This window comes from Bradyrhizobium sp. BR14999 (assembly GCF_056106085.1).
Map to the genome: position 1 here is coordinate 6,877,189 of NZ_CM148536.1, position 19,485 is coordinate 6,896,673.

Genomic DNA, 19,485 nt, shown 5'->3' on the forward strand with positions numbered 1-19,485 from the left:
CTTAGAATCGTCATCCGTCGAGCCCGAGAGTCCTGAGCCCTTCGTTGAGCTGGCGCAGCCGCTCGGCGTCGCCGGCGACGGCCTGCCGGGCATCGGCCGATGCCCCCACCGCCTTGCCACGGTCGCCCATCACGAGATAGGCACGCACCAGGCGCAGCCACCCCTCGACGTCATCGCCGTTCTGTTTGAGGCGCGTGGCGAGGCGTTCGACCATGCCGCGCACCATCGCGTTGCGATCGCCCTCGGCCATATCCTTGGAAGCTGCGATCGTCTCATCCGACAGCGCCGGCATCGTGCCGCCGCCGACCCGCGCCAGCGAAGACTGCACCAAAGGACGCCACGGCGCATCCGCCGGCGCCTTCGCAAGCAGCGTGCGCCAGATATTGGCGGCATCGTCCTTGCGGCCGTCCTGCTCGGCGGCGAGCCCCAGGAAGTAGTTCGCCTTGGGATCGTCGGCGTTGAGCGCGCGCGCATGCTCGAATTCCGCCTTGGCCTCGGCGGTCACGACGCCGCCGGCAGCGGCCGAGAGCGCCTCGCCGAGATCGGACCGGCGCTCGGCGCTCTCGCCATTGTAGGTGAGCGAGTTGCGATAGGCGCGCACCGCATCGTCGAAGCGGCCGAGCCGCTCCAGCACCGGCGCGAGCACGTTCCAGCCGCGACCGTCGGTCGGATTCTTTTCCAGATGTTGCTCGACCTGCACGACGAGGTTCTCGAGCGATTGCGCCATGCCGGACCCGGATCCGCGCTCGCGCTGCGCCAAGGGAAAGTCCTGAAGCTTGGGCGAACCGAGCGGCATGTAGACGCCGATCGCAACCAGCGGCAGACCGGCGAGCGCCAGCACGGCGGCGGCGCGGCGCCATTTGAGGCTCGATTTCGGCGCCGTTGCGGGTTCGCTGGCGGCCGCGGCGAGCAGCCTGCGGCTGATCTCGACGCGGGCAGCCTCGGCTTCAGGAGCGGCGATCAGTTCCGCGCCGAGATCACGCTCGATCTCGGCCAACTGGTCCTTGTAGACCGCGACCTCGCTGCCTTGATTTTGCGCGCGTCCGCTGCGCCCGAGCGGCAGAAGCACGGCGAAAATCGCCGCGACCGTCATCAGCGCGAACACGAACCATAGCGTCATCTGGCAAGCTTCCGGCGGCGCACGATCCGCGCCCACAGGTGGCTTTACACCACGGCCGGACGAGGCGGCAATTGACAATTGTCAATTCGGCGCGACCGCGCGCGGCCCGAAACGATGAAACTCCAACGGCTTAGCCGATCTCGAAGTCCGCACTTTGTGCGGCATCCTCGCCGTGCCCGTTGAAGGCCTTCAGGAAGTATGTTCCGGGCCGGATTGCAGCGGGCATTCTGATGCGCAACGCCCCCACCGGAACCGGCGAGGCGACCCTGGTGACTGTCTCCGGCAGTTGCCGACCGCTTGCCTTCTCGACCAGCACCACCTTCGCGCCGACCATCAGTCGTTGATATTTGGCAGTGATGACGCGGTTCTCGATTTCGATGGAGCTGATAATGGGTTTCATGCGCCCACAAATAGAAATTCCCCGGACTTGCACGGGACCGTAGGGCTCGCCACCGGTAGCGTCAACCTCAAATTGTGATCACAAAAATATGCGCTTATATCAGCTTGCGCGCGACGATTTGCGCTCGCCCGTGAGCGCGTTTTCTGCCGCACGACTCATCAGCGAGGCGTAATCGTCGCCGAACAGCACCTGGCAGAAGCGGATCGCGGCCTGTACCTGCTGCTGCCGATAGGTGCGGACCTTGTGATCGGCGGCGCGCAGCGACTGCACCAGCTGTTCGGTCGAGCGTTCGACATATTGCTGGAGGTCGGAATAGGTGCGCAGCGTCACCTCGTTGATCGCAAGCTCGCTCGCATAGTTGCGGCAGGTCGCGACGAAATCGATCAGCGCCACGGTTTCCTCGACCTCGGTGCTGTCGATTCGCGCCCCCGGCGGAATGTCCTTCTCGGCGCGCTGGCGCAGGATGCGGCGAACGCGGCCGGGAACGCTGTCGATCTCGGATTGCAGCGCATTGGAGATGTCGGCCCGGATCGAGACCAACTGCTTGCCCCAGGCGGAATCGTTGCGCAGGTCGAGCTCGGTGCGCAGGCCGCGCACTCCGTCGTGCAGCGCCTTGAGGTTGCCGGCGACATTGTCGAAATGGCCGCGCTTGATGTCCATGCGCAGGATCGCAGCAACGCAGGACAAATCGTGCAGGGCGATCGTGACGGCGACACCGTAGGGCGTTGCGGCGACGCGGATCTCGTCATCCGACGCCGCAATCTTGATGGCGAGGCGGATGATCTGCCACGGCGCGGTCATGCGCTGCACCACCATCGACAGCGCGAAGGGCAGCATCTGCGGGGTCTGGAGAACGGGAATGTTGAGCGCTGACGTCACAGAAGCGATCTGCGAATCGCCGAAGGCGCGCAGGAAGCGCGGCAGCTTCTCGTTCAAGGCGGCGATGGCTTCCCGGACCTGGAGCACCGCGCCGATCGAACAGAGATCATCGATCACATTGGGCGGGCCGACACGGGCCAGCGCGCGCGACTTGTCGCCGCCGCCGGGCCCCGTCAGCGCGAAGATCGCGTCCGCAGCCACCGCCTGGAGCTTTGAGGCCAGCGCCTCGACCTGTCCGGCACTGTCTGCCGGCATGCGGGCCAGCGCCGCCTCGAATTCATTCACCTTGTCCGGGGCGCCGTCACGGCCGAGCCATTGCCAAATCGGATGCAGCGAGGAGCGGCGGATTTGTCCGACCCGGATCGGGGCGCCCGCCTCGACCAGGAACGGTTCCAACACTTGGAACAACAAGCGCGACAGATCGTCCGTACGCGGCGGCGGGGCCTCGTCGGCTTTGCTCTTGCGGACGATCTTGCGCAACTGCTCGAGCACGAGGGTCGCGACAGCCGTGTCCTGGCCACGCTCCAGCGCGCGCTCGAACTCCCGCATCAGCAGCGCCTGCGACTGCGGCGGGAGCTGCGCGAGATATTCCCTCAGCCGCTCGATCGATGTCTGGCTCATGCGCCCGGGTCATGCACGGTAAAATGGCGGACATGGGATGCGTCCGGGCGCGATCTTAAGAGGTCCCCACTTAAGAAGCCGTTTAGGAAGTCGCCTCGAATGCCTCCGGTTTTCTCCTGCAGCGGCATCGGCCGCAACGAAAAATCCAGTGAGAACAATGGACTATACCCCGGGAAGGACCAGTTCGGCCCGCAGGCCCCCGATCGGCGCCCCGCCGAGCGAGAGGCTGCCGCCATAAAGCGCGGCGAGATCGGTCACGATCGACAGCCCCAGCCCCGAGCCGGGCTTGGATTCGTCGAGCCGCTGGCCGCGCCGGGAGACCTTGGCGCGCTCGGTCTCCGACAGGCCGCGGCCGTCGTCATCGACGATGATCCGCAGACGCGGGCCGGCGCCGGTCTGGTGCGGCGTCTCGACCAGAACCTCGATGAAGACGCGCGAGGCCGCCCATTTGCAGGCATTGTCGACGAGATTGCCGACCATCTCCTCCAGATCCTGCCGCTCGCCCCGGAACTTCACAGACGGATCGGCCTTGGCCTCGACCACGATGCCACGATCGCGATGGATCTTCTCCATGGTCCGCCGCAGCGCCTCGATGGCGGGCGCCACCTCCGTCACGGTTGCGACCACCGAGACCCGCGCCGCAATGCGGGCGCGCTCGAGATGATGGGCGACTTGGTCGCGCATCACGTCCGCCTGCTCCATCACCTTGGACGCGAACGGATCGGCCGCGTGGGCGCCGGCCTCGTTGACGATGACCGACAGCGGCGTCTTGATGGCATGGGCGAGATTGCCGACATGGGTGCGCGCCCGTTCGACGATCTCGCGATTGGCGTCGATCAGCGCATTGGTCTCGCGCGCCAAAGGCGCGATCTCGACGGGAAATTCGCCCTCGAGCCGCTCTGCCCGCCCAGAGCGGATGTCGGCGATCGATTCCGAGATGCGCTTGAGCGGCGCCAGGCCAAAGCGGACCTGGAACACGGTGGTCAGCAGCAGCACGATGCCGAGCGCCGTAAACGTGCCGCCGAGATAATAGTCGAAGCTCCGCGTCTCGTCGAAAATCTCGGTGTCGTCGCCGGCGACGCTGACGAGAAATTTGCCGTCGGCGCCGAGATCGACCGGCCGCTCCACCATGCGCAGGTTCTGCCCTTCGGGACCGTCGACATAAGCGAGCCGGATGCCGGCGGCGGTGAGCTCGGCCCCCTGCTCTTCCAGCTTCGGCAGTTTCTTGTCCCAGAGCGAGCGCGAGGAGCGCACCTCCGGCTTCTCGGTGTCGGTCCGCGTGATCTGCCAGTACCAGCCGGACAGCGGCAGCTCGAACAAGGGCTCGCCGAGCGACTGGAACTGGCGGTCGGGCGGCTCGTCGGGGGTCGCGACCTCGGCGATCAGCGTGCGGAGATAGAGATTGAGCCGACGGTCGAAGGCGCGTTCGGTGGCGTTCTTGTAGACCGACGACAGCACCACGCCGGTGATGGCCAGGATCACCACGAGCCAGGCGGTCGCCGACAGGAACAGGCGGTTCGCAAGCGAGCTAGCGGGCATCGGAATGAACCCGGGAGGCGCAGGATGGCAGGGCGTCGGTCATGACCGGACCAAGGCCCCTGTCGAGCCGTCCGTCAAGGCGCTTCAAGCGCCGGGGGATGGCGGGGTCAGAAGATAGCCGAGGCCACGGACGGTCTGGATGATGTCGACGTCGAGCTTCTTGCGGATGCGGCCGACGAAGACCTCGATGGTGTTGGAGTCGCGGTCAAAATCCTGGTCGTAGAGATGCTCGACCAGCTCGGTGCGGGAGACCACGCGCCCGGAATGGTGCATCAGATAGGCCAGAAGCCGATATTCGTGCGAGGTCATCTTCACGGGATTGCCTGACACGCTGACCCGGCCGGTCCTGGTATCGAGCGTGACCGGGCCGCAGCTGAGTTCGCTCTGTGCATGGCCGGTCGAGCGGCGCAGCAGCGCGCGAATGCGCGCCAGCACCTCCTCCAGATGGAACGGCTTTGCGACATAGTCGTCGGCGCCGGCGTCGAACCCCTGCACCTTGTCGCTCCAGCGATCACGCGCGGTGAGGATCAGGACCGGCATAGTGCGGCCGTTGCGGCGCCAGGCCTCCAGCACCGAGATGCCGTCCTTCTTCGGCAGGCCGATGTCGAGCACCACGGCGTCATAAGGCTCGTTGTCGCCGAGATAGTGCCCCTCCTCCCCGTCGAAAGCGCGGTCGACGACGTAACCAGCGTCGGTCAGCGCCTTGGTGAGCTGGCGATTGAGATCGGGGTCGTCCTCAACAACGAGCAGGCGCACGCTTCTCTCCAAAGATTGGCTGCAAGAACAGGCTGCATGACCACGGCCAGAGATGAGCAATTCCGGCGTGAACTGAATATGAACGCGGGGAACCGGCACGTTACTTTTTGGTCATATACGACCTCCCACGCGCCGACGCGACTGCGCCCGCCAGGCAACCGGGCGAGCCGGCGGGATGGCGGGCGCAATGTGCCGCGTCACGCGGCGAATAGGAAGGTCCGAGGCGTTCGGATCTGCCGGTCAGGTCCGGAAGAACACGAACCAGATGACGGCGAGGATCAGGATCGCAAGGCCGGTCGAGATGGCAAGCAGCGCCGCCACCGACGGCCCGGGCTCGCCCTGACGGGCCTCGGTCGGAGTTTCCACGATCTGATGCCGCTCTCGCGTGGTTGCCATGATGCCCTCAATCTTTGGATGTCGCTTCAGATAGCCACGACCTCCTCGCAGCCGATATTTGAAGCCAACGCGTGATTGGATATGATGTTCCGGCCTTTGCCCGCGGATCGGGCAGCAACCGCGGACCCAGTGGCCGGTTAACGTAGTTGCAAGATTGAGCAACCCGTCTTGCTATGATTCGTTGTTCCCCGATGGTATCCTTATCATCCGTCCCCGTTGCGTTTGGAGTAGCCCATGGCCCCCCGCGCCAATTGGAAGGGTTTTTTGCGTCTGTCGCTCGTGACCTGTCCGGTCGCGCTCTATCCGGCCACTTCGGATACCGAGAAGGTTTCCTTCAATCAGATCAACCGCAAGACCGGCCACAGGATCAAGTACCTCAAGGTCGACGCCGAGACCGGTGACGAGGTCACGTCCGAGGACATCGTCAAGGGCTACAAGGTCGACACCGACACCTATATCGAGGTCACCAAAGACGAGCTCGACGACATCGCGCTGGACTCCACGCACACGATCGAGATCGACGAGTTCGTGCCGAAGGCCGATATCGACAACCGCTATCTGATCCGTCCCTATTACCTCGTGCCCGACGGCAAGGTCGGCCACGACGCCTATGCGGTGATCCGCGAGACCATCCGCAGCATGGACAAGGTCGCAATCGGCCGCGTGGTGCTGACCAACCGCGAGCACATCATCGCGCTTGAGCCGCTCGAGAGCGGGTTGATGGGCACCCTGCTGCGCTATCCCTACGAAGTGCGGAGCGAAACCGAGTATTTCGACGACATCCAGGACGTGAAGCTGACCAAGGACATGCTCGACCTCGCAAAACACATCGTCGAGAAGAAGTCCGGCGCGTTCGAGCCCGAGCTGTTCGAGGATCATTACGAAACCGCGCTGATCGATCTCATCAACAAGAAGCGCAGCGGCATACCGATCACCGCCAAGGCAGCGCCGAAGACCGGCGGCAATGTCATCAACCTGATGGACGCGCTGAAGAAGAGTCTCGCGAGCGAGAAGGAGGCGGTGCCCGCGGCAAAGGCCGTCAAGGAGACCGTCAAGGGCAAGAAGCCGAAGAAGCGCGTCGAGGGCCAGCGCGAAATGCTGCTGCCGATCGCCGGCAAGGGCGGCAAAGACGCCGCGGCGAAGACTGCGCCCAAGGAGGCTCCGAAGAAGGCCGACAAGCCGGTGCGCGCGCCGGCGCGGGCGAAGAAGGCCAGCTAGACGCATCGCACCTAACAATCGCACCGTGATGTCCCCCCTCGCCGGTCGGCCGGACTGACATGCCCTGGTCGGCGGAGTTCGACGATCCGGTTCGCGTGAGCAACAAACGCAAGCTGCTCACGCTTCAAGAGGCGGCGGACTACGTCATGCAGCTGCCCGAGGACGCCCAGCACGAGGCGCACTGGCAGACCGCGATCGAGACCTTGATCAATGCGGCCGAGACCGGCGGGGGCTGGATGATGTTCGCCCGCATCGCCATGTTGCGGGCGCTCAATGCGGACGGACGGCGCGAATGAGGGCGATAGTCGGCCCCTTCGAGCAGCATGCTTGCCGAGCCGTTGACGAACAGGCTCAATAATCCGTTAAGCGCGACCGTCGTTTGCCGATACGGCGGAGCTCTGCGCATGAACCAGGGTATTCCTACGGGAGACAAAATTAAGCACCGGTTGTCCTTGCGCACAGCATGATGCCAGCCCCAATCGAGCCAAGAGTACGCGTGCCGTGCAGCAGCAGGACGTCAGAAAGAGCTACATCAGCATCGTGAACGACGCACGCGAGAGCGAGCGGACCGCGGGCACGGGGGCGCGCTCGCAGCGGGGCGCGGTAAAGGACTTCGTTGGCCGCCTCACGGCCATATTGAAACGCCGCCTCCCCGGCGCCGCGATCACGTCCTAGCGGACCTGCGGCTGTCGCAGAGAGCGCGCCGATTTGCATCCATTTGGATGGGATGAGGGAACCTTAATTTAATGAATGTCACCGTATGAAACAGAGGCGCGTTCGCCCGGATTTAATTCTTTTGGCGCGCAGAAAATCTATTCGATCGATTTACGAGTTCGAAAACGACGCGGCCATACGTTGGTTCGGATGAAGAGGAGTTGGCAATGAGTTTGCTTAGGTCTTTCCTTGCCGATGAGACTGGCGCCACCGCCATCGAATACGGCCTGATTGCCGCCGGCATTGCACTGGCCATCGTAACCGTCGTGAACAACACGGGCAGCCAGCTCCTCAACAACAAGTTCAACTCGATCAGTTCGTCGCTGAAGTAACGGCCACCCTGGCCCGAGGCGACGTCTCCATGCGCTGACTTCAGCATGGCTCGCGGCGGCCTTGCCGGAGCATGCAGCCTCCTCAATTCCGTCATTGAGAGCCACCGGGTCCACGCGAAGCGCGGGCCCGGCGGCTCGCAATGACAGAGTGTGGAGCGACGCCGCGGTTCCATTGACTCGAATGTCTGCTTACGGGATTCTCGCTCTGCAACCGCGGCGCGGCTCGACGAGCCATGCTGTCTATCGATGAACCAGAGCTGCTTGAAGGATGCAGATGAGAAGCGTGACGCTGTTGGCGCTCAGCCTCATGTTTGTCGGCGTCTGGTCGGGCGACGGCGCGAGAGGACAGACCTCGGCCGCGCCGCCGGTTTCGCTTGCTCCCCCCAATGCGCCGCCACCACGCGGGAACGCCATAAATTCAAGAATTCCGCCGGCGGCATCCGGCAGAGAGGCTTCGCCACCTGTGGTCGGCGGGCTTCCGCAGGCGCCGAATCCGGCCGCCGACTACGATGGATTCAGCGTAGGCACCGACGACAATGACACCCCAAGTCAGGTGACGCCGCCCGTGAGGTCACGCGCAGCAAAGGGCTCCAGGTCCAATCCGGATACAAACGGCCTCGCCGGACAGTCATCGATCGATCAGGAAGACGAGGCGTTGCAACGAAAGCTGACGATTTGCAAGAACTGCAAATAGCAGGTTTGTCAGCCGTTGGTGAAACCGACCTTCGGCTGTGCGGCTGGCAAGCTCGTGGCCCGCACGGAGCGCCAGCGAAATCCGGGCTACGGGGCTGAGGCAGGCCAGCGATGACGCAACGGGTATTTCGATAGCTCCAGCAACACCAGGGACACAAGCGCTGCCGCCACCGTAACGGCGAGATCGTCGGAATGCAGCGGGCCAAAGCGGAACAGGTCGGCGGCGGCCGGCCACGCAAGGCTTAGGGAGAGCACGGTGGTCACGAACACGACAATGATGACCAGTGTCCGGTTCGGCCGGGTAAAGGCTTCGATAAGCGACGTCGAGAACGAGCGGTTGACGAAGATCAGGCTCACGATCACCAAGACCAGCGAGAAGAACGTCAGGGCACGCACCTCGTTCGCCGGCATGCCGTAGGCATTCGCCGTCACCATCACGCCCCCGGTCAGGGCCAGCGCGAGCGCACCCTGCAGCGCCGACCAGGCCAGCAGGGGCCTTGGCAGCAGCGGCTCGTCCGGCGAGCGCGGCGGCCTCCGCATCACGTCGCGCTCTTCGGTCTCTGCCTCGAAAACCAGGGAGCAGACGGGATCGATGATCATTTCGAGGAACGCGATGTGGACTGGCCCGAACAGGAGCGGCAGCCCGGTCACCAACGGCAGCAGCGCAAGCCCGGCAATCGGAACGTGGACCGCGAGGATGAAGCTCATCGCCTTGCGAAGATTGTCATAGATCCGGCGGCCGAGGCGGATCGCCTTCACGATGGAGCCGAAATCGTCGTCAAGCAGAACGATCGAGGACGCCTCGCGCGCCACGTCGGTGCCGCGCCCGCCCATGGCGATGCCAATATGGGCAGCCTTCAGCGAGGGCGCGTCGTTGACGCCGTCGCCCGTCATAGCAACGATTTCGCCGGCGCCCTTGAGCGCATTGACGATGCGTAGCTTCTGGGCCGGCGCAATTCGCGCGAAGACGGCTTGTCCCCGCGCCGCCTGGGCCAGTTCGGCCTCGGCCATGCCTTCGGCGTCCGCCCCCGTCAGAATGCGTTCGGGATCGAGGCCCGCTCGCGTCGCGATCGCAGATGCGGTCGCGGGATAGTCGCCAGTGATCATGACCACGCGGATGCCAGCGGAACGGCATTCGGCGACGGCGCCCTTCACTTGGGGCCGCAGCGGATCGGCAAAGCCGGTCAGGCCGCAGAATCGGAAGGAGAAACCGCGTTGCGTCTCGGGCGGATCCGTCGCCGCACAAGTCGCGCGCGCAACGCCGAGCACGCGAAGCCCGTCTCGCGCGAGGACGTCCACACCTGCCCGCAATTCAGCCAGCTCTTCCGCGCTCATACCGCAAAGCATGCCGATCGTCTCGGGCGCGCCCTTTGTCGCGACGACGCATTCGTCACCGCTTCCACGCCACACGTTTGACATGGCGAGCAGGTCGGGACGCAAGCCGTAGCTCTGCGCAAGCCGCCGGCCGGTGCCGGTCCCCGGGCCGAGCGAATGCAACGCCTTCTCCATGGGATCGAACGGCTCCGGGACGCAGGCCAGGATGCCAGTCTCAATCAATGAATGGAATGCATGCTCCGCGCGCGCCGCGATGTCAGGCGTGCATTGTGAACCATCGGGCAGCACCAGACGCGCAACAGTCATGCGGTTTTCGGTCAGCGTGCCCGTCTTGTCCGTGCAGAGCACGGTTGCCGCCCCCAGTGATTCGATGGCGGAGGCCCGCCGGGTTAGCACGCGAGCCTGCGAGATGCGCCAAGCCCCCATGGCGAGAAACACCGTCAGAACGACCGGAAACTCCTCGGGAAGCATCGACATGCCGAGCGCAATGCCGGCAAGCACGCCCTCGAGCCAGCCGCCGCGATAGAGTCCATACAGGAGCACGGTCAACGCGATCACGAAGGCGCTGGCGATCGCAAACATTGCCACCAGGTGCGTCGTTTGCTGTTTCAGGCGGGGCGCCTCCGTCGACAGTGAATGCAGCGATTGTCCGATCTTGCCGATCTCGCTTCGGACTCCGGTCGACGTGACTTCAGCCACGCCGCTTCCGCGCACCACCAGCGTCCCGGAGAACACGAATGGATGGTCATCGCCACCGGCAGGCGGCGCCTCTGGCTGCTCGAGCGCGGCCAGCTTGCGGACCGGGACGGACTCCCCCGTCAGCAGCGATTCATCCAGCAGGAGATCGTCGCACTGAAGGACCGTAGCGTCGGCTGCCACTCGGTCTCCCTCGGAGAGCATGATCAGGTCGCCGCGAACGACCTCGCGGCCTGGAATGCGGATGTGTTCGCCGCCGCGGATTACGAGTGCGCGGGGGCTGGTCAGATCGCGCAACGAGTCGAGCACGCGCTCGGTGCGTGCCTCCTGCACGATGGTGATGACAATCGAGATCGATGCAAACACGAGGAGCAACAGCGCTTCGCCGAGATCGCCCAGGACGAAGTAGATCAGCCCGCCCGCCAGCAGCAACAGCAGCATGGGCTCGCGCAGCACCTCAAGGATGAGTTGCACGATCGTTCGCCGCTCCGTGCGAGGCAGCTCATTGAAGCCTTCGGCCTTCAGCCGTGCCTGCGCTTCGGACGCGGTCAGCCCCCTGCAGCCCCGGCCATCGGTGTTGGAAGGGCACGGCGGCTTATCATTGTGTTTCTCGTTGGCGAACGTGCTGTCAGGATAGCGCGCGAGGCTCAAGTCCACGGGTCCCTAGGAGCAATTGAACGATGAGGGCCGTCATCTCGCCCTCAACGCCATCATGGCATGCCGCAACCGGCTGCCGGCTTGACCTGGGTCAAGCGTCTGCGCTCCCACGGGGCCTTGCTGGGGCTGGCGAACGCGTCAGTTCGGACAGGGTTGTCCGGCGGCGCCCCACAGGGCCATGTCCTTGACGTGATCTTCGAAGGTGCCCGGCGGCGTCGCGCGGCCGGCTCCGGGGGCCCAGCCCCGCGGAATGAAGCCGCTCAGCGACGCATCGTGCCGCAAGTGCTCGACGAGACCGGCAGCGTCACGACCGCCATTGCGCTTGGGATCCTTCATCTGCGCGCAAATCTCGGCGCCGCTCTTGCCGAACCAGATGAAATCGACCGGAGCGAGCTGCCAATCGATGCCGGCGCGCGGCGGCGATGGTGCCGGCTCGTTGGCCTGGGTGGAGGTCATGTGACAGGTCGAGCACGGGATCGCCTCCGCGCCGATGCGGCTCTCGCCGCCGTGGATGTTCATGCCATGCGCGCGCGGTTTGGTTTCGCCGGCCGGCGTCCAGATCGGAATTGCCTTGGCATCGACATGGCAATTGGCACAACGTGGATGTGTCACCACCGCTTCAATCCGCTTCCAGGCCTCCAGCCCCTCGGCGCGGCTGACGCTGCCCGGTGCCAGCACGTTCTTGGCGGCCTCGTCCTTGGCCGCGACAATCCCCGTGAGAGCGGCCATTGCCGCGCCGGCGAGGACGAGCGCAATCAGAGATCCCTTCATGGCCTGCCTCACACAAAATCGATAAACTTGTTGAAGGGCATTTCGCGGATGCGCAGTCCGGTCGCCGCGAAGATCGCGTTGGCGAGCGCGGGGGCGGCCGGCGGAACAGGCGGCTCTCCGACGCCTCTCACTTTGGGATCATTCTCGAGCCCACGAACTTCGATGACCGGGCACTGGTAGATCCGCATGGCCTCGTGGTGGTTGTAATTGGTCTGCTGCACCGCGCCGTTTGCGTAAGTGAGCTCGCAGTTGATGGCGTGGCCGAGTCCCCAGATGACGCCGCCCTGCACCTGGTTCTCGAAGTTGACGGGATCGACGACCTTGCCGACGTCGACCGCGACCCAGACCTTATCGATCCTGATGCCGCTGTCGGTCTTCGTGACCTCGACGACTTCGGCTGTCGGTGTCCCAAAGGCTTCGACGAATGCGACGCCTCGTCCTCGGCCGTTCCCGAGCGGTCCCTTCCAATCCGACATTTCAGCGAGCGTCTCGAGCAGCTTGCGGTAGGTCGGAACGGCGCACATCTCGATGCGCGCCTTCATCGGATCGAGGCCCGCCGCATGGATCAGCTCGTCGATGAAGCTCTCGGTGAAGAAGCCGGCCGTCGAGGCGCCGACCGACCGCCACGTGGTGCTCGGCGACAGGCCCTGCGCCTCATAGGTCGTAGCCCGGAAATTGGGGATGTCGTAATAGACGTTCCACAGACCGGCGGCCAATTGACCATCGGGATCCTTCGAGGGGATACCCGAACGCTCAAGCAGCCCCTTCAGCGGAGCCGTCGAGGCCAGTTGCAAATCGGCCGCGACGATCTTGCCTTTCTCGACGCTTCCCCTATGCCGGGCGATCGCAATCTGTCGCGGAATGTCCTGGAGGAAATCTTCCTCGCGCGAGAACACCAGCTTGATCGGCGTTCCGCGCATCTGGTTTGCGATCTCGGCGAGCACCCGCACGTTCTCGTATTCGAGACGGTGGCCAAAACTTCCGCCACTCCACTGATTGTGGAAGGTGACCTGTTCCGGCTTCAGGCCGATCGCCGTCGCGGCGACATGCTGCACGAATTGGGGGCTCTGGTGGCCGACCCAGATCTCCATCCCCTTGTCGGTGACGAGGCCGATCCCGTTGAGCGGCTCGAGCGGCTGATGCGCCACATAGGGCGCGCGATACTCGGCCTCGACGCGCGTGCCCGTGTTCAGGCCGGCTTCGACATCGCCGATCTTCCGCCACTCCTTGCCCAGGAATTCCGGCTTGAACGAGGATTCCAGAACTTTCCAATGGTCGGCCTGCTCAGCGGGATATACTGACGGCGCCCACTCGCAAGCGATCGCGTCGGCCGCCTTGATCGCGTACCAGCTGTTCGTGGCGATCACCGCAACGCCATTCTTGATTTCGAGGATCTTCTTGACCCCTGGCATCGACCGCGCCTTGCTGGCGTCGTACGATTTCAGCGGTTGTCCCTTGTTGGGGTTCAGCTTGACGGAGGCGTACAGCATGCCGTCCATCTTCTGGTCGATGCCGAACTTCAACTCGCCCATGACCTTTGCGCGAACGTCGAGGCGCGTCATCGGCTTGCCCAGAATGCGCCATTTGGACGGGTCGCGCGGCTTGGCATCGAGCACCGGCGGAATTTTCGCGGCCTCCGCCGCGAGCTCGACATAGGCGATCTTGGTTCCGCCCGGCAGGATCACATGGCCGGATTGGGTGCGGAGGTCGGCCACAGCGATGCCTGAACGCTTGGCCGCAGCCGCCTTCAGCGTCTCGCGCGCGACGGCGCCGGCAACGCGCAGCTTTTCATAGGTGTCCGGGATCGTGCTCGACCCGCCCGTCATTTGCAGGCCGGACTTTCGGAGATTTTCGAGCACCGCCGCACGTGCCTCCTCGGCGGCTGGACTTTGGTCAGCGGCCAGGAATGGCGCGAACTCATCTGCAAAACCCGTGTTGAAGTAGGCCGGGCTAGGCCCTGCAAACCGGATTTCGAACTGACCGGGATCGAGGTCCATCTCTTCGGCGATCATGATCGGCTGCACCGATCCAACGCCCTGGCCGATGTCGGCATGCTGCGCGATCAGCGTGATTTTTTCCGGACTGATCTCGACCCAGGGATTGAAGGTCACAGAGTCCGGCCCGAGGCCGGCAGCCAACGGATTGCCATTAGCGCTCGGCGTTGCGGCCTCGGCATTGCCGTAGGCGCCGAAGGCGATGCCGCCGGCGACGGCGGCGGAGCCGAAAACGAAAGCCCGACGCGAAAGGCTCTGCATGTGGCCCATCTCACTTCTCCGCCATCTTCTTGGCCGCCGCGTGGATTGCCGCGCGAATGCGGGGATAGGTGCCGCAGCGGCAGAGATTGCCGGACATCACCTGATCGATCTGCTCGTCCGTCGGCTGGGAGATCAGCTCAAGAAGCGAGATGGCCTGCATGATCTGGCCGGTCTGGCAGTAGCCGCACTGCGGGACCTGATGCGCGATCCAGGCCTGAAGGACCGGGTGCTGCTCTCTTTTGTCCAAGCCTTCGATCGTGACGACGGACTTACCCGCGACCTCGCCGATATGCGACTGACAGGATCGGACCGCCATTCCGTCGATCTGGACGGTGCAGGCGCCACATTGCGCGACCCCGCAGCCATATTTGGGACTGGTGATGCCGAGCTCGTCGCGCAGCACCCAGAGCAGAGGCATCTCGGGAACGACGTCGACCCTGTGCTTGATCCCATTGACGGTGAGCTCGATCATGTCGACGTGTCCCTTCGCAACGTTGGAACTAAGCGTGCCTACGAAGCTTCAACACTGTCAAACCGAATCCCCACCGCATCTGCGCTTACTTTCAAATTCGCACGACAACTGCGGGCGAGTTTGAATTCGGCGGCAAGCTGGATGCGGTGAGCTGCCCAATTCGACAGCAGCGCATCGCGTGAGTGCGCCTTCTCGTCGCGCGATAGCTTGATCGATTTTGCGAGCACACTGCGAACCGCAGAGCAGCGATGACGGTGCGTCCTGCGTATACCTCCTGCATGGCAGACCTACCTGCAGGCGCGATCAACTGCGCTTTACGCCTCTCCAATTTCCTGATCCTCTCTCCTCAATCGCCGGACCAACCGGCCTGCCCAGGGAGAGAGACGCCATGAAGCTCGGCACCGCCATTGCAGAAATCATGCGGCGTGAGGGGATCGAGATCCTCTGCGGCTATCCTGTCAACCATCTGATCGAGCATGCGGCGAAAGCCGAGATCCGACCCGTGATGGTGCGCCAGGAGCGTGTCGGCATCCATATGGCGGATGCGATCTCGCGGGTGACGTCGGGCCGCAGCATCGGCGCGTTCTGCATGCAGCATGGGCCGGGCGCGGAGAACGCGATGGGCGGCGTTGCGCAGTGCTTTGGCGAATCCGTTCCCGTGCTGGTGCTGCCGATGGGTTATCAGCGCCGGCTGTCGCATATCGAGCCGAACTTCAATTCCAGCGAGGCGATGAAGCCGTTCGCGAAATCCTCCGAGCCAATCATTCTTGCGGCTGAAGTCGCCAACATCTTTCGCCGCGCCTTCACCAAGCTGAAGAACGGCCGCGGCGGGCCTGTGATCGTCGAGATCCCCTCCGATATGTGGAACGAGGAGGTGCCGGAGCCGCTGAACTACACGCCGGTGCTGCGCACGCGCTACGGCGCCGACCCTGTTCACGTAAAGGAAGCAGCCAACCTGCTCGTGAATGCAAAACGGCCGGTGATCTATGCCGGCCAGGGCGTGCATTACGCGCAGGCGTGGCCACAATTGAAAAGGCTGGCCGAACGGCTGGCGATCCCCGTCACCACCAGCCTTGGCGGCAAGTCGTCGTTTCCGGAAACACATCCGCTCTCGCTCGGCTCGGGCGGGCTCGCGGTGCCGCGCGCGGTGCCGAAGTTTCTCTCCGAGGCCGACGTCATCTTCGGCATCGGCTGCTCCTTCACCGAGACCAATTTCGGCATCGCGATGCCGAAGGGCAAGACCATCATCCACTCCACGTTCGACCCGAACCATCTCAACAAGGATGTGGAAGCCAAGATCGGCCTCGTCGGCGATGCCGGTCTTGTACTCGATGCACTGCTGGAGGAAATCGGCAAGTCGGTTGCATCCGATCGCGACGCCTCGGCGGTCGCGGCCGAGATTGCGGCCTCGCACAAGGAGTGGCTGGCGAAATGGATGCCGAAACTCACCAGCAATGACGCGCCGCTCAGCCCCTATCGCGTGCTGTGGGATCTTCAGCACACCGTCGACATCCACAACACCATCATCACGCATGACGCCGGCAGCCCGCGCGACCAGCTCTCGCCGTTCTGGAAAGCGGTCGAGCCCCTCACCTATCTCGGCTGGGGCAAGACGACGCAACTCGGCTATGGCCTTGGGCTCGCGATGGGTGCCAAGCTCGCAAAGCCCGACAAGCTCTGCATCAATGTCTGGGGCGATGCGGCCATTGGCTTTACCGGCATGGATTTCGAGACCGCAGTGCGCGAGCGCATCCCGATCATGTCGATCCTGCTCAACAACTTCTCGATGGCGATCGAACTGAAGGTGATGCCGGTCTCGACCGAGAAATATCGCTCGACCGACATCTCCGGCGACTATGCCGCGATGGCGCGCGCCTTCGGCGGTCATGGCGAGCGGGTGACGAGGCCGGAAGACATCGTGCCCGCGATCAAGCGCGGCATCCAGAAGACGCAGGAAGGCGTGCCGGTGCTGCTGGAGTTCATCACCAGCAAGGAGACCGAGGTGTCGCGGCCCGGCACGTGAGCCGGGACGGGCTTCAGCGGCGAGGTCTCAGGCGCTGGCTCCGGCCGCACAAGATGTGATAATCCGGCGCGGTGCTACGCAAGCCGTGGCATCAAGCCGGATTAGGAATGACCACCCCTTCCAACGAAATCGAGGAACTCGAGCGCCGATTGCAATCGGCTGCAGCCGAGAATGCACGGCTGCGCGGCGAGCTTGCGGTTGCGCGTGATCGCCAGAGCGCCAGCGCCGAGATCTTGCGCACCATCGCGGCCTCGCCCTCCGACGCCCGGCCGGTCTTCGCGGCGATCGCGTCCAGCTCAAAGCGCCTGCTCGGCGGCTTCTCCGCCACCGTGCTTCAGTTCATTGACGATGAGCTGCACCTCGTGGCGTTCACGCCGACCAGCCCGGAGGCGGACGAAGGACTCAAGGCGTCGTTCCCGCGCAAGATCGCGGACTTCCCGACTTTTGCGCTCGTGCGCGACGGCGAGACGATCCAGTTTCCCGACAGCGAGGCCGCCGACGTCCCGGAGCTGAACCGGGAGCTGGCGCGACTGCGCGGCTTCCGCAGCGTGCTGTTCATGCCGCTGATGAACCGGGGCGCGCCGGTCGGCATGATCAGCGTTACGCGCGCCGAGCCCGGCGCGTTCGCGCCCGACCTCGTGCAGCTGCTCCAGACCTTTGCCGACCAGGCCGTGATCGCGATCGAGAATGCGAACCTGTTCAACGAGACGCGCGAGGCGCTGGAGCGCCAGACCGCAACCGCCGACATCCTCAAGGTGATGGCCGCCTCGCCTTCGGACGTGCAGCCGGTGTTCGCAGCCATCGCCGGCAACGCCAATCGCCTGATCGGCGGCTTCTCCACCGCGGTGCTGCGTTATGTCGACGGCGCCGCGCATCTTGCGGCATTCACGCCGACCGATCCCGCGGGTGATCGCGTGCTGCAGACCTCGTTTCCAGTGCCGTTTGCGCAATTCCCGCCTTACCAGCTCGTGGCCAATGGTGCGGCGGCGCAATTGCCCGACACCGAGCTCGAGCCGGCCGCGCGCGACATCGCCCGCGCCCGCGGCTATCGCAGCATGCTGTTCACGCCGTTGATGAGCGAGGGCGAAGCCATCGGCATCATCATCGCCACACGCCGCGCGACCGGCCGCTTCGCCGAGCATCACGTGCGGCTGCTGCAGACCTTCGCCGACCAAGCAGTGATCGCGATCAAGAATGTCAGCCTGTTCAACGCCACCAGGGAAGCGCTGGAACGTCAGACCGCGACCGCCGACATTCTCAAGGTGATCGCAGCTTCGCCTGCCGACGTCACGCCGGTGTTCCAAGCCATCTCCGACAGCGCCAAGGCGCTGATCGGCGGGCACTCCTCCACCGTCACCCGCGTCATCGACGGCATGCTGCATCTGGCGGCCTTCACCACCGACAACGAGGCCGGCAACGCAGACCTGCTCAGCTCGTTCCCGACGCCGCTGTCGGCGTCAGGCATTCACAGCCGGGTGGCAAGAAGCGGACAATATGCCTTCCGCAGCGACATGCAGAGCGAACCGGATCTCACCGAGGCCATGAAGGAGCTGGCGCGGACGCGAGGCTATCGCAGCATCCTCGTCGTGCCGATGCTGCGCGACGGCGTTGCGATCGGCACCATTGCCGTCACGCGGCCGGAGCCCGGTCATTTCCCCGACAAGGCGATCAACCTGCTCAAGACCTTTGCCGACCAGGCCGTGATCGCGGTCGAGAACACGCGCCTGTTCAACGAGGTGCAGGACCGCACCAGCGAGCTCGCCAAATCGCTCGATGATCTGCGCGCCGCGCAGGACCGGCTGATCCAGACCGAGAAGCTGGCCTCGCTCGGCCAGCTCACCGCCGGCATCGCGCATGAGATCAAGAACCCGCTCAACTTCGTGAATAATTTTGCCTCGCTCTCCGCTGAGCTCACCGACGAGCTGAACGAGGTGCTCGCCCCGGTTAGGCTCGCAGACGACGTCCGCGCGGAGGTCAACGAGCTGACGGGGCTTCTGAAGGACAATCTGCAGAAGGTCGTGCAGCACGGACGGCGCGCCGATTCCATCGTCAAGAACATGCTGCTGCATTCGCGCGAAGGCGGCGGCGAGCATGGACTGAGCGACATCAACGCGCTGGTGGAAGAGAGCCTCAACCTCGCCTATCACGGCGCGCGCGCCGAGAAGCCGGGGTTCGACGTGACGCTGAAGCGCGAGCTCGATCCCGCGGCCGGGCAAGCCGAAGTGTTTCCGCAGGAGATCACTCGGGTGCTATTGAACCTGATCTCGAACGGCTTCCACGCGGTCACCAAGCGCAAGGCGGAGGGCGCCGCCGATTACGAGCCGGTGGTGGTCGCCGCGACGCGCGACCGCGGCGACAGCATCGAGATCCGCATCCGCGACAACGGCACCGGCATTGCGGACGAGGTCAGGGAGAAGATGTTCAATCCGTTCTTCACCACCAAGCCGGCCGGCGAAGGCACCGGCCTCGGGCTATCGATGAGTCACGATATTGTGGTGAAACAGCACGGCGGCACGATCGACGTCGCGACCGAACCCGGCGCGTTCACGGAGTTCACGATCCGGCTGCCGCGGAAGAGCAGTTTTGCGGATGCAGGCGGCGGCTAAGC

Annotated in this window: 17 protein-coding genes; 7 read left to right on the forward strand and 10 right to left on the reverse strand. The window is 64.4% G+C overall.

The genetic code is table 11. The annotated features are described in order from the left end of the window. Positions 1-10 precede the first annotated feature (10 nt). The 6 genes from ccmI to ACR9YP_RS32220 form a co-directional block, all read right to left on the reverse strand. Positions 11-1,120 (reverse strand): c-type cytochrome biogenesis protein CcmI, encoded by a 1,110-nt coding sequence (ccmI, locus tag ACR9YP_RS32195; RefSeq protein ID WP_438109737.1) that lies wholly within the window; start codon positions 1,118-1,120, stop codon positions 11-13. Positions 1,121-1,250: 130 nt separating this feature from the next. Continuing rightward, positions 1,251-1,520: a hypothetical protein gene (locus ACR9YP_RS32200; protein WP_091890965.1), complete on the reverse strand. Its 270-nt coding sequence runs from the start codon at positions 1,518-1,520 to the stop codon at positions 1,251-1,253. Between the two features lie 99 nt (positions 1,521-1,619). After that, positions 1,620-3,020, reverse strand: coding sequence for a hypothetical protein (locus ACR9YP_RS32205; RefSeq protein ID WP_438109739.1), 1,401 nt, complete (start codon positions 3,018-3,020; stop codon positions 1,620-1,622). Between the two features lie 162 nt (positions 3,021-3,182). Next, complete coding sequence (locus tag ACR9YP_RS32210) at positions 3,183-4,559, reverse strand: ATP-binding protein (protein ID WP_438109741.1); 1,377 nt, start codon at positions 4,557-4,559, stop codon at positions 3,183-3,185. Positions 4,560-4,643: 84 nt separating this feature from the next. After that, a complete protein-coding gene (locus tag ACR9YP_RS32215) occupies positions 4,644-5,315 on the reverse strand; it encodes a response regulator transcription factor (RefSeq protein ID WP_128934932.1) in 672 nt (223 codons plus the stop codon). Between the two features lie 240 nt (positions 5,316-5,555). Beyond that, entirely contained in the window at positions 5,556-5,711 is a 156-nt protein-coding gene (locus tag ACR9YP_RS32220) for a hypothetical protein (protein ID WP_164934544.1), read from the reverse strand. Positions 5,712-5,945: 234 nt separating this feature from the next. Between ACR9YP_RS32220 and ku the strand changes: the two genes are divergently transcribed. The 5 genes from ku (at position 5,946) to ACR9YP_RS32245 (ending at position 8,669) form a co-directional block, all read left to right on the forward strand. After that, on the forward strand, positions 5,946-6,929 hold the full coding sequence (ku, locus tag ACR9YP_RS32225) for a non-homologous end joining protein Ku (RefSeq protein ID WP_474217844.1): 984 nt from the start codon (positions 5,946-5,948) through the stop codon (positions 6,927-6,929). A gap of 59 nt (positions 6,930-6,988) precedes the next feature. Further along, complete coding sequence (locus tag ACR9YP_RS32230) at positions 6,989-7,225, forward strand: hypothetical protein (protein WP_091890952.1); 237 nt, start codon at positions 6,989-6,991, stop codon at positions 7,223-7,225. Between the two features lie 205 nt (positions 7,226-7,430). After that, the gene (locus ACR9YP_RS32235; protein WP_438109745.1) at positions 7,431-7,604 is read left to right on the forward strand and encodes a hypothetical protein; all 174 of its coding nucleotides are present in this window, start codon (positions 7,431-7,433) and stop codon (positions 7,602-7,604) included. Between the two features lie 206 nt (positions 7,605-7,810). Next, positions 7,811-7,975, forward strand: a complete 165-nt coding sequence (locus ACR9YP_RS32240) for a Flp family type IVb pilin (RefSeq protein ID WP_091890949.1) — start codon at positions 7,811-7,813, stop codon at positions 7,973-7,975. Positions 7,976-8,249: 274 nt separating this feature from the next. Continuing rightward, on the forward strand, positions 8,250-8,669 hold the full coding sequence (locus ACR9YP_RS32245; protein ID WP_438109747.1) for a hypothetical protein: 420 nt from the start codon (positions 8,250-8,252) through the stop codon (positions 8,667-8,669). An 86-nt stretch (positions 8,670-8,755) separates the two neighbouring features. Here ACR9YP_RS32245 and ACR9YP_RS32250 read toward each other — a convergent pair whose 3' ends face one another. The 4 genes from ACR9YP_RS32250 to ACR9YP_RS32265 form a co-directional block, all read right to left on the reverse strand. Further along, on the reverse strand, positions 8,756-11,251 hold the full coding sequence (locus ACR9YP_RS32250) for a cation-translocating P-type ATPase (protein ID WP_474221154.1): 2,496 nt from the start codon (positions 11,249-11,251) through the stop codon (positions 8,756-8,758). A gap of 243 nt (positions 11,252-11,494) precedes the next feature. Continuing rightward, the gene (locus ACR9YP_RS32255) at positions 11,495-12,127 is read right to left on the reverse strand and encodes a hypothetical protein (RefSeq protein ID WP_438109749.1); all 633 of its coding nucleotides are present in this window, start codon (positions 12,125-12,127) and stop codon (positions 11,495-11,497) included. An 8-nt stretch (positions 12,128-12,135) separates the two neighbouring features. After that, a complete protein-coding gene (locus tag ACR9YP_RS32260; RefSeq protein WP_474217845.1) occupies positions 12,136-14,391 on the reverse strand; it encodes a xanthine dehydrogenase family protein molybdopterin-binding subunit in 2,256 nt (751 codons plus the stop codon). Position 14,392: 1 nt separating this feature from the next. Continuing rightward, entirely contained in the window at positions 14,393-14,854 is a 462-nt protein-coding gene (locus tag ACR9YP_RS32265; protein WP_438109753.1) for a (2Fe-2S)-binding protein, read from the reverse strand. A 367-nt stretch (positions 14,855-15,221) separates the two neighbouring features. Between ACR9YP_RS32265 and ACR9YP_RS32270 the strand changes: the two genes are divergently transcribed. Both ACR9YP_RS32270 and ACR9YP_RS32275 read left to right on the forward strand, forming a co-directional pair. Further along, positions 15,222-16,877 (forward strand): thiamine pyrophosphate-requiring protein, encoded by a 1,656-nt coding sequence (locus tag ACR9YP_RS32270; protein ID WP_438110849.1) that lies wholly within the window; start codon positions 15,222-15,224, stop codon positions 16,875-16,877. 107 nt (positions 16,878-16,984) lie between these two features. Then, positions 16,985-19,483, forward strand: a complete 2,499-nt coding sequence (locus ACR9YP_RS32275) for a GAF domain-containing sensor histidine kinase (RefSeq protein WP_438109757.1) — start codon at positions 16,985-16,987, stop codon at positions 19,481-19,483. Positions 19,484-19,485 lie beyond the last annotated feature (2 nt).

Coding starts and splice junctions, on each gene's coding strand:
- ccmI (WP_438109737.1), bottom strand. CDS start 1,120: ATGACGCTATGGTTCGTGTTCGCGCTGATGACGGTCGCGGCGATTTTC.
- ACR9YP_RS32200 (WP_091890965.1), bottom strand. CDS start 1,520: ATGAAACCCATTATCAGCTCCATCGAAATCGAGAACCGCGTCATCACT.
- ACR9YP_RS32205 (WP_438109739.1), bottom strand. CDS start 3,020: ATGAGCCAGACATCGATCGAGCGGCTGAGGGAATATCTCGCGCAGCTC.
- ACR9YP_RS32210 (WP_438109741.1), bottom strand. CDS start 4,559: ATGCCCGCTAGCTCGCTTGCGAACCGCCTGTTCCTGTCGGCGACCGCC.
- ACR9YP_RS32220 (WP_164934544.1), bottom strand. CDS start 5,711: ATGGCAACCACGCGAGAGCGGCATCAGATCGTGGAAACTCCGACCGAG.
- ku (WP_474217844.1), top strand. CDS start 5,946: ATGGCCCCCCGCGCCAATTGGAAGGGTTTTTTGCGTCTGTCGCTCGTG.
- ACR9YP_RS32230 (WP_091890952.1), top strand. CDS start 6,989: ATGCCCTGGTCGGCGGAGTTCGACGATCCGGTTCGCGTGAGCAACAAA.
- ACR9YP_RS32240 (WP_091890949.1), top strand. CDS start 7,811: ATGAGTTTGCTTAGGTCTTTCCTTGCCGATGAGACTGGCGCCACCGCC.
- ACR9YP_RS32245 (WP_438109747.1), top strand. CDS start 8,250: ATGAGAAGCGTGACGCTGTTGGCGCTCAGCCTCATGTTTGTCGGCGTC.
- ACR9YP_RS32255 (WP_438109749.1), bottom strand. CDS start 12,127: ATGAAGGGATCTCTGATTGCGCTCGTCCTCGCCGGCGCGGCAATGGCC.
- ACR9YP_RS32260 (WP_474217845.1), bottom strand. CDS start 14,391: ATGGGCCACATGCAGAGCCTTTCGCGTCGGGCTTTCGTTTTCGGCTCC.
- ACR9YP_RS32265 (WP_438109753.1), bottom strand. CDS start 14,854: ATGATCGAGCTCACCGTCAATGGGATCAAGCACAGGGTCGACGTCGTT.
- ACR9YP_RS32275 (WP_438109757.1), top strand. CDS start 16,985: ATGACCACCCCTTCCAACGAAATCGAGGAACTCGAGCGCCGATTGCAA.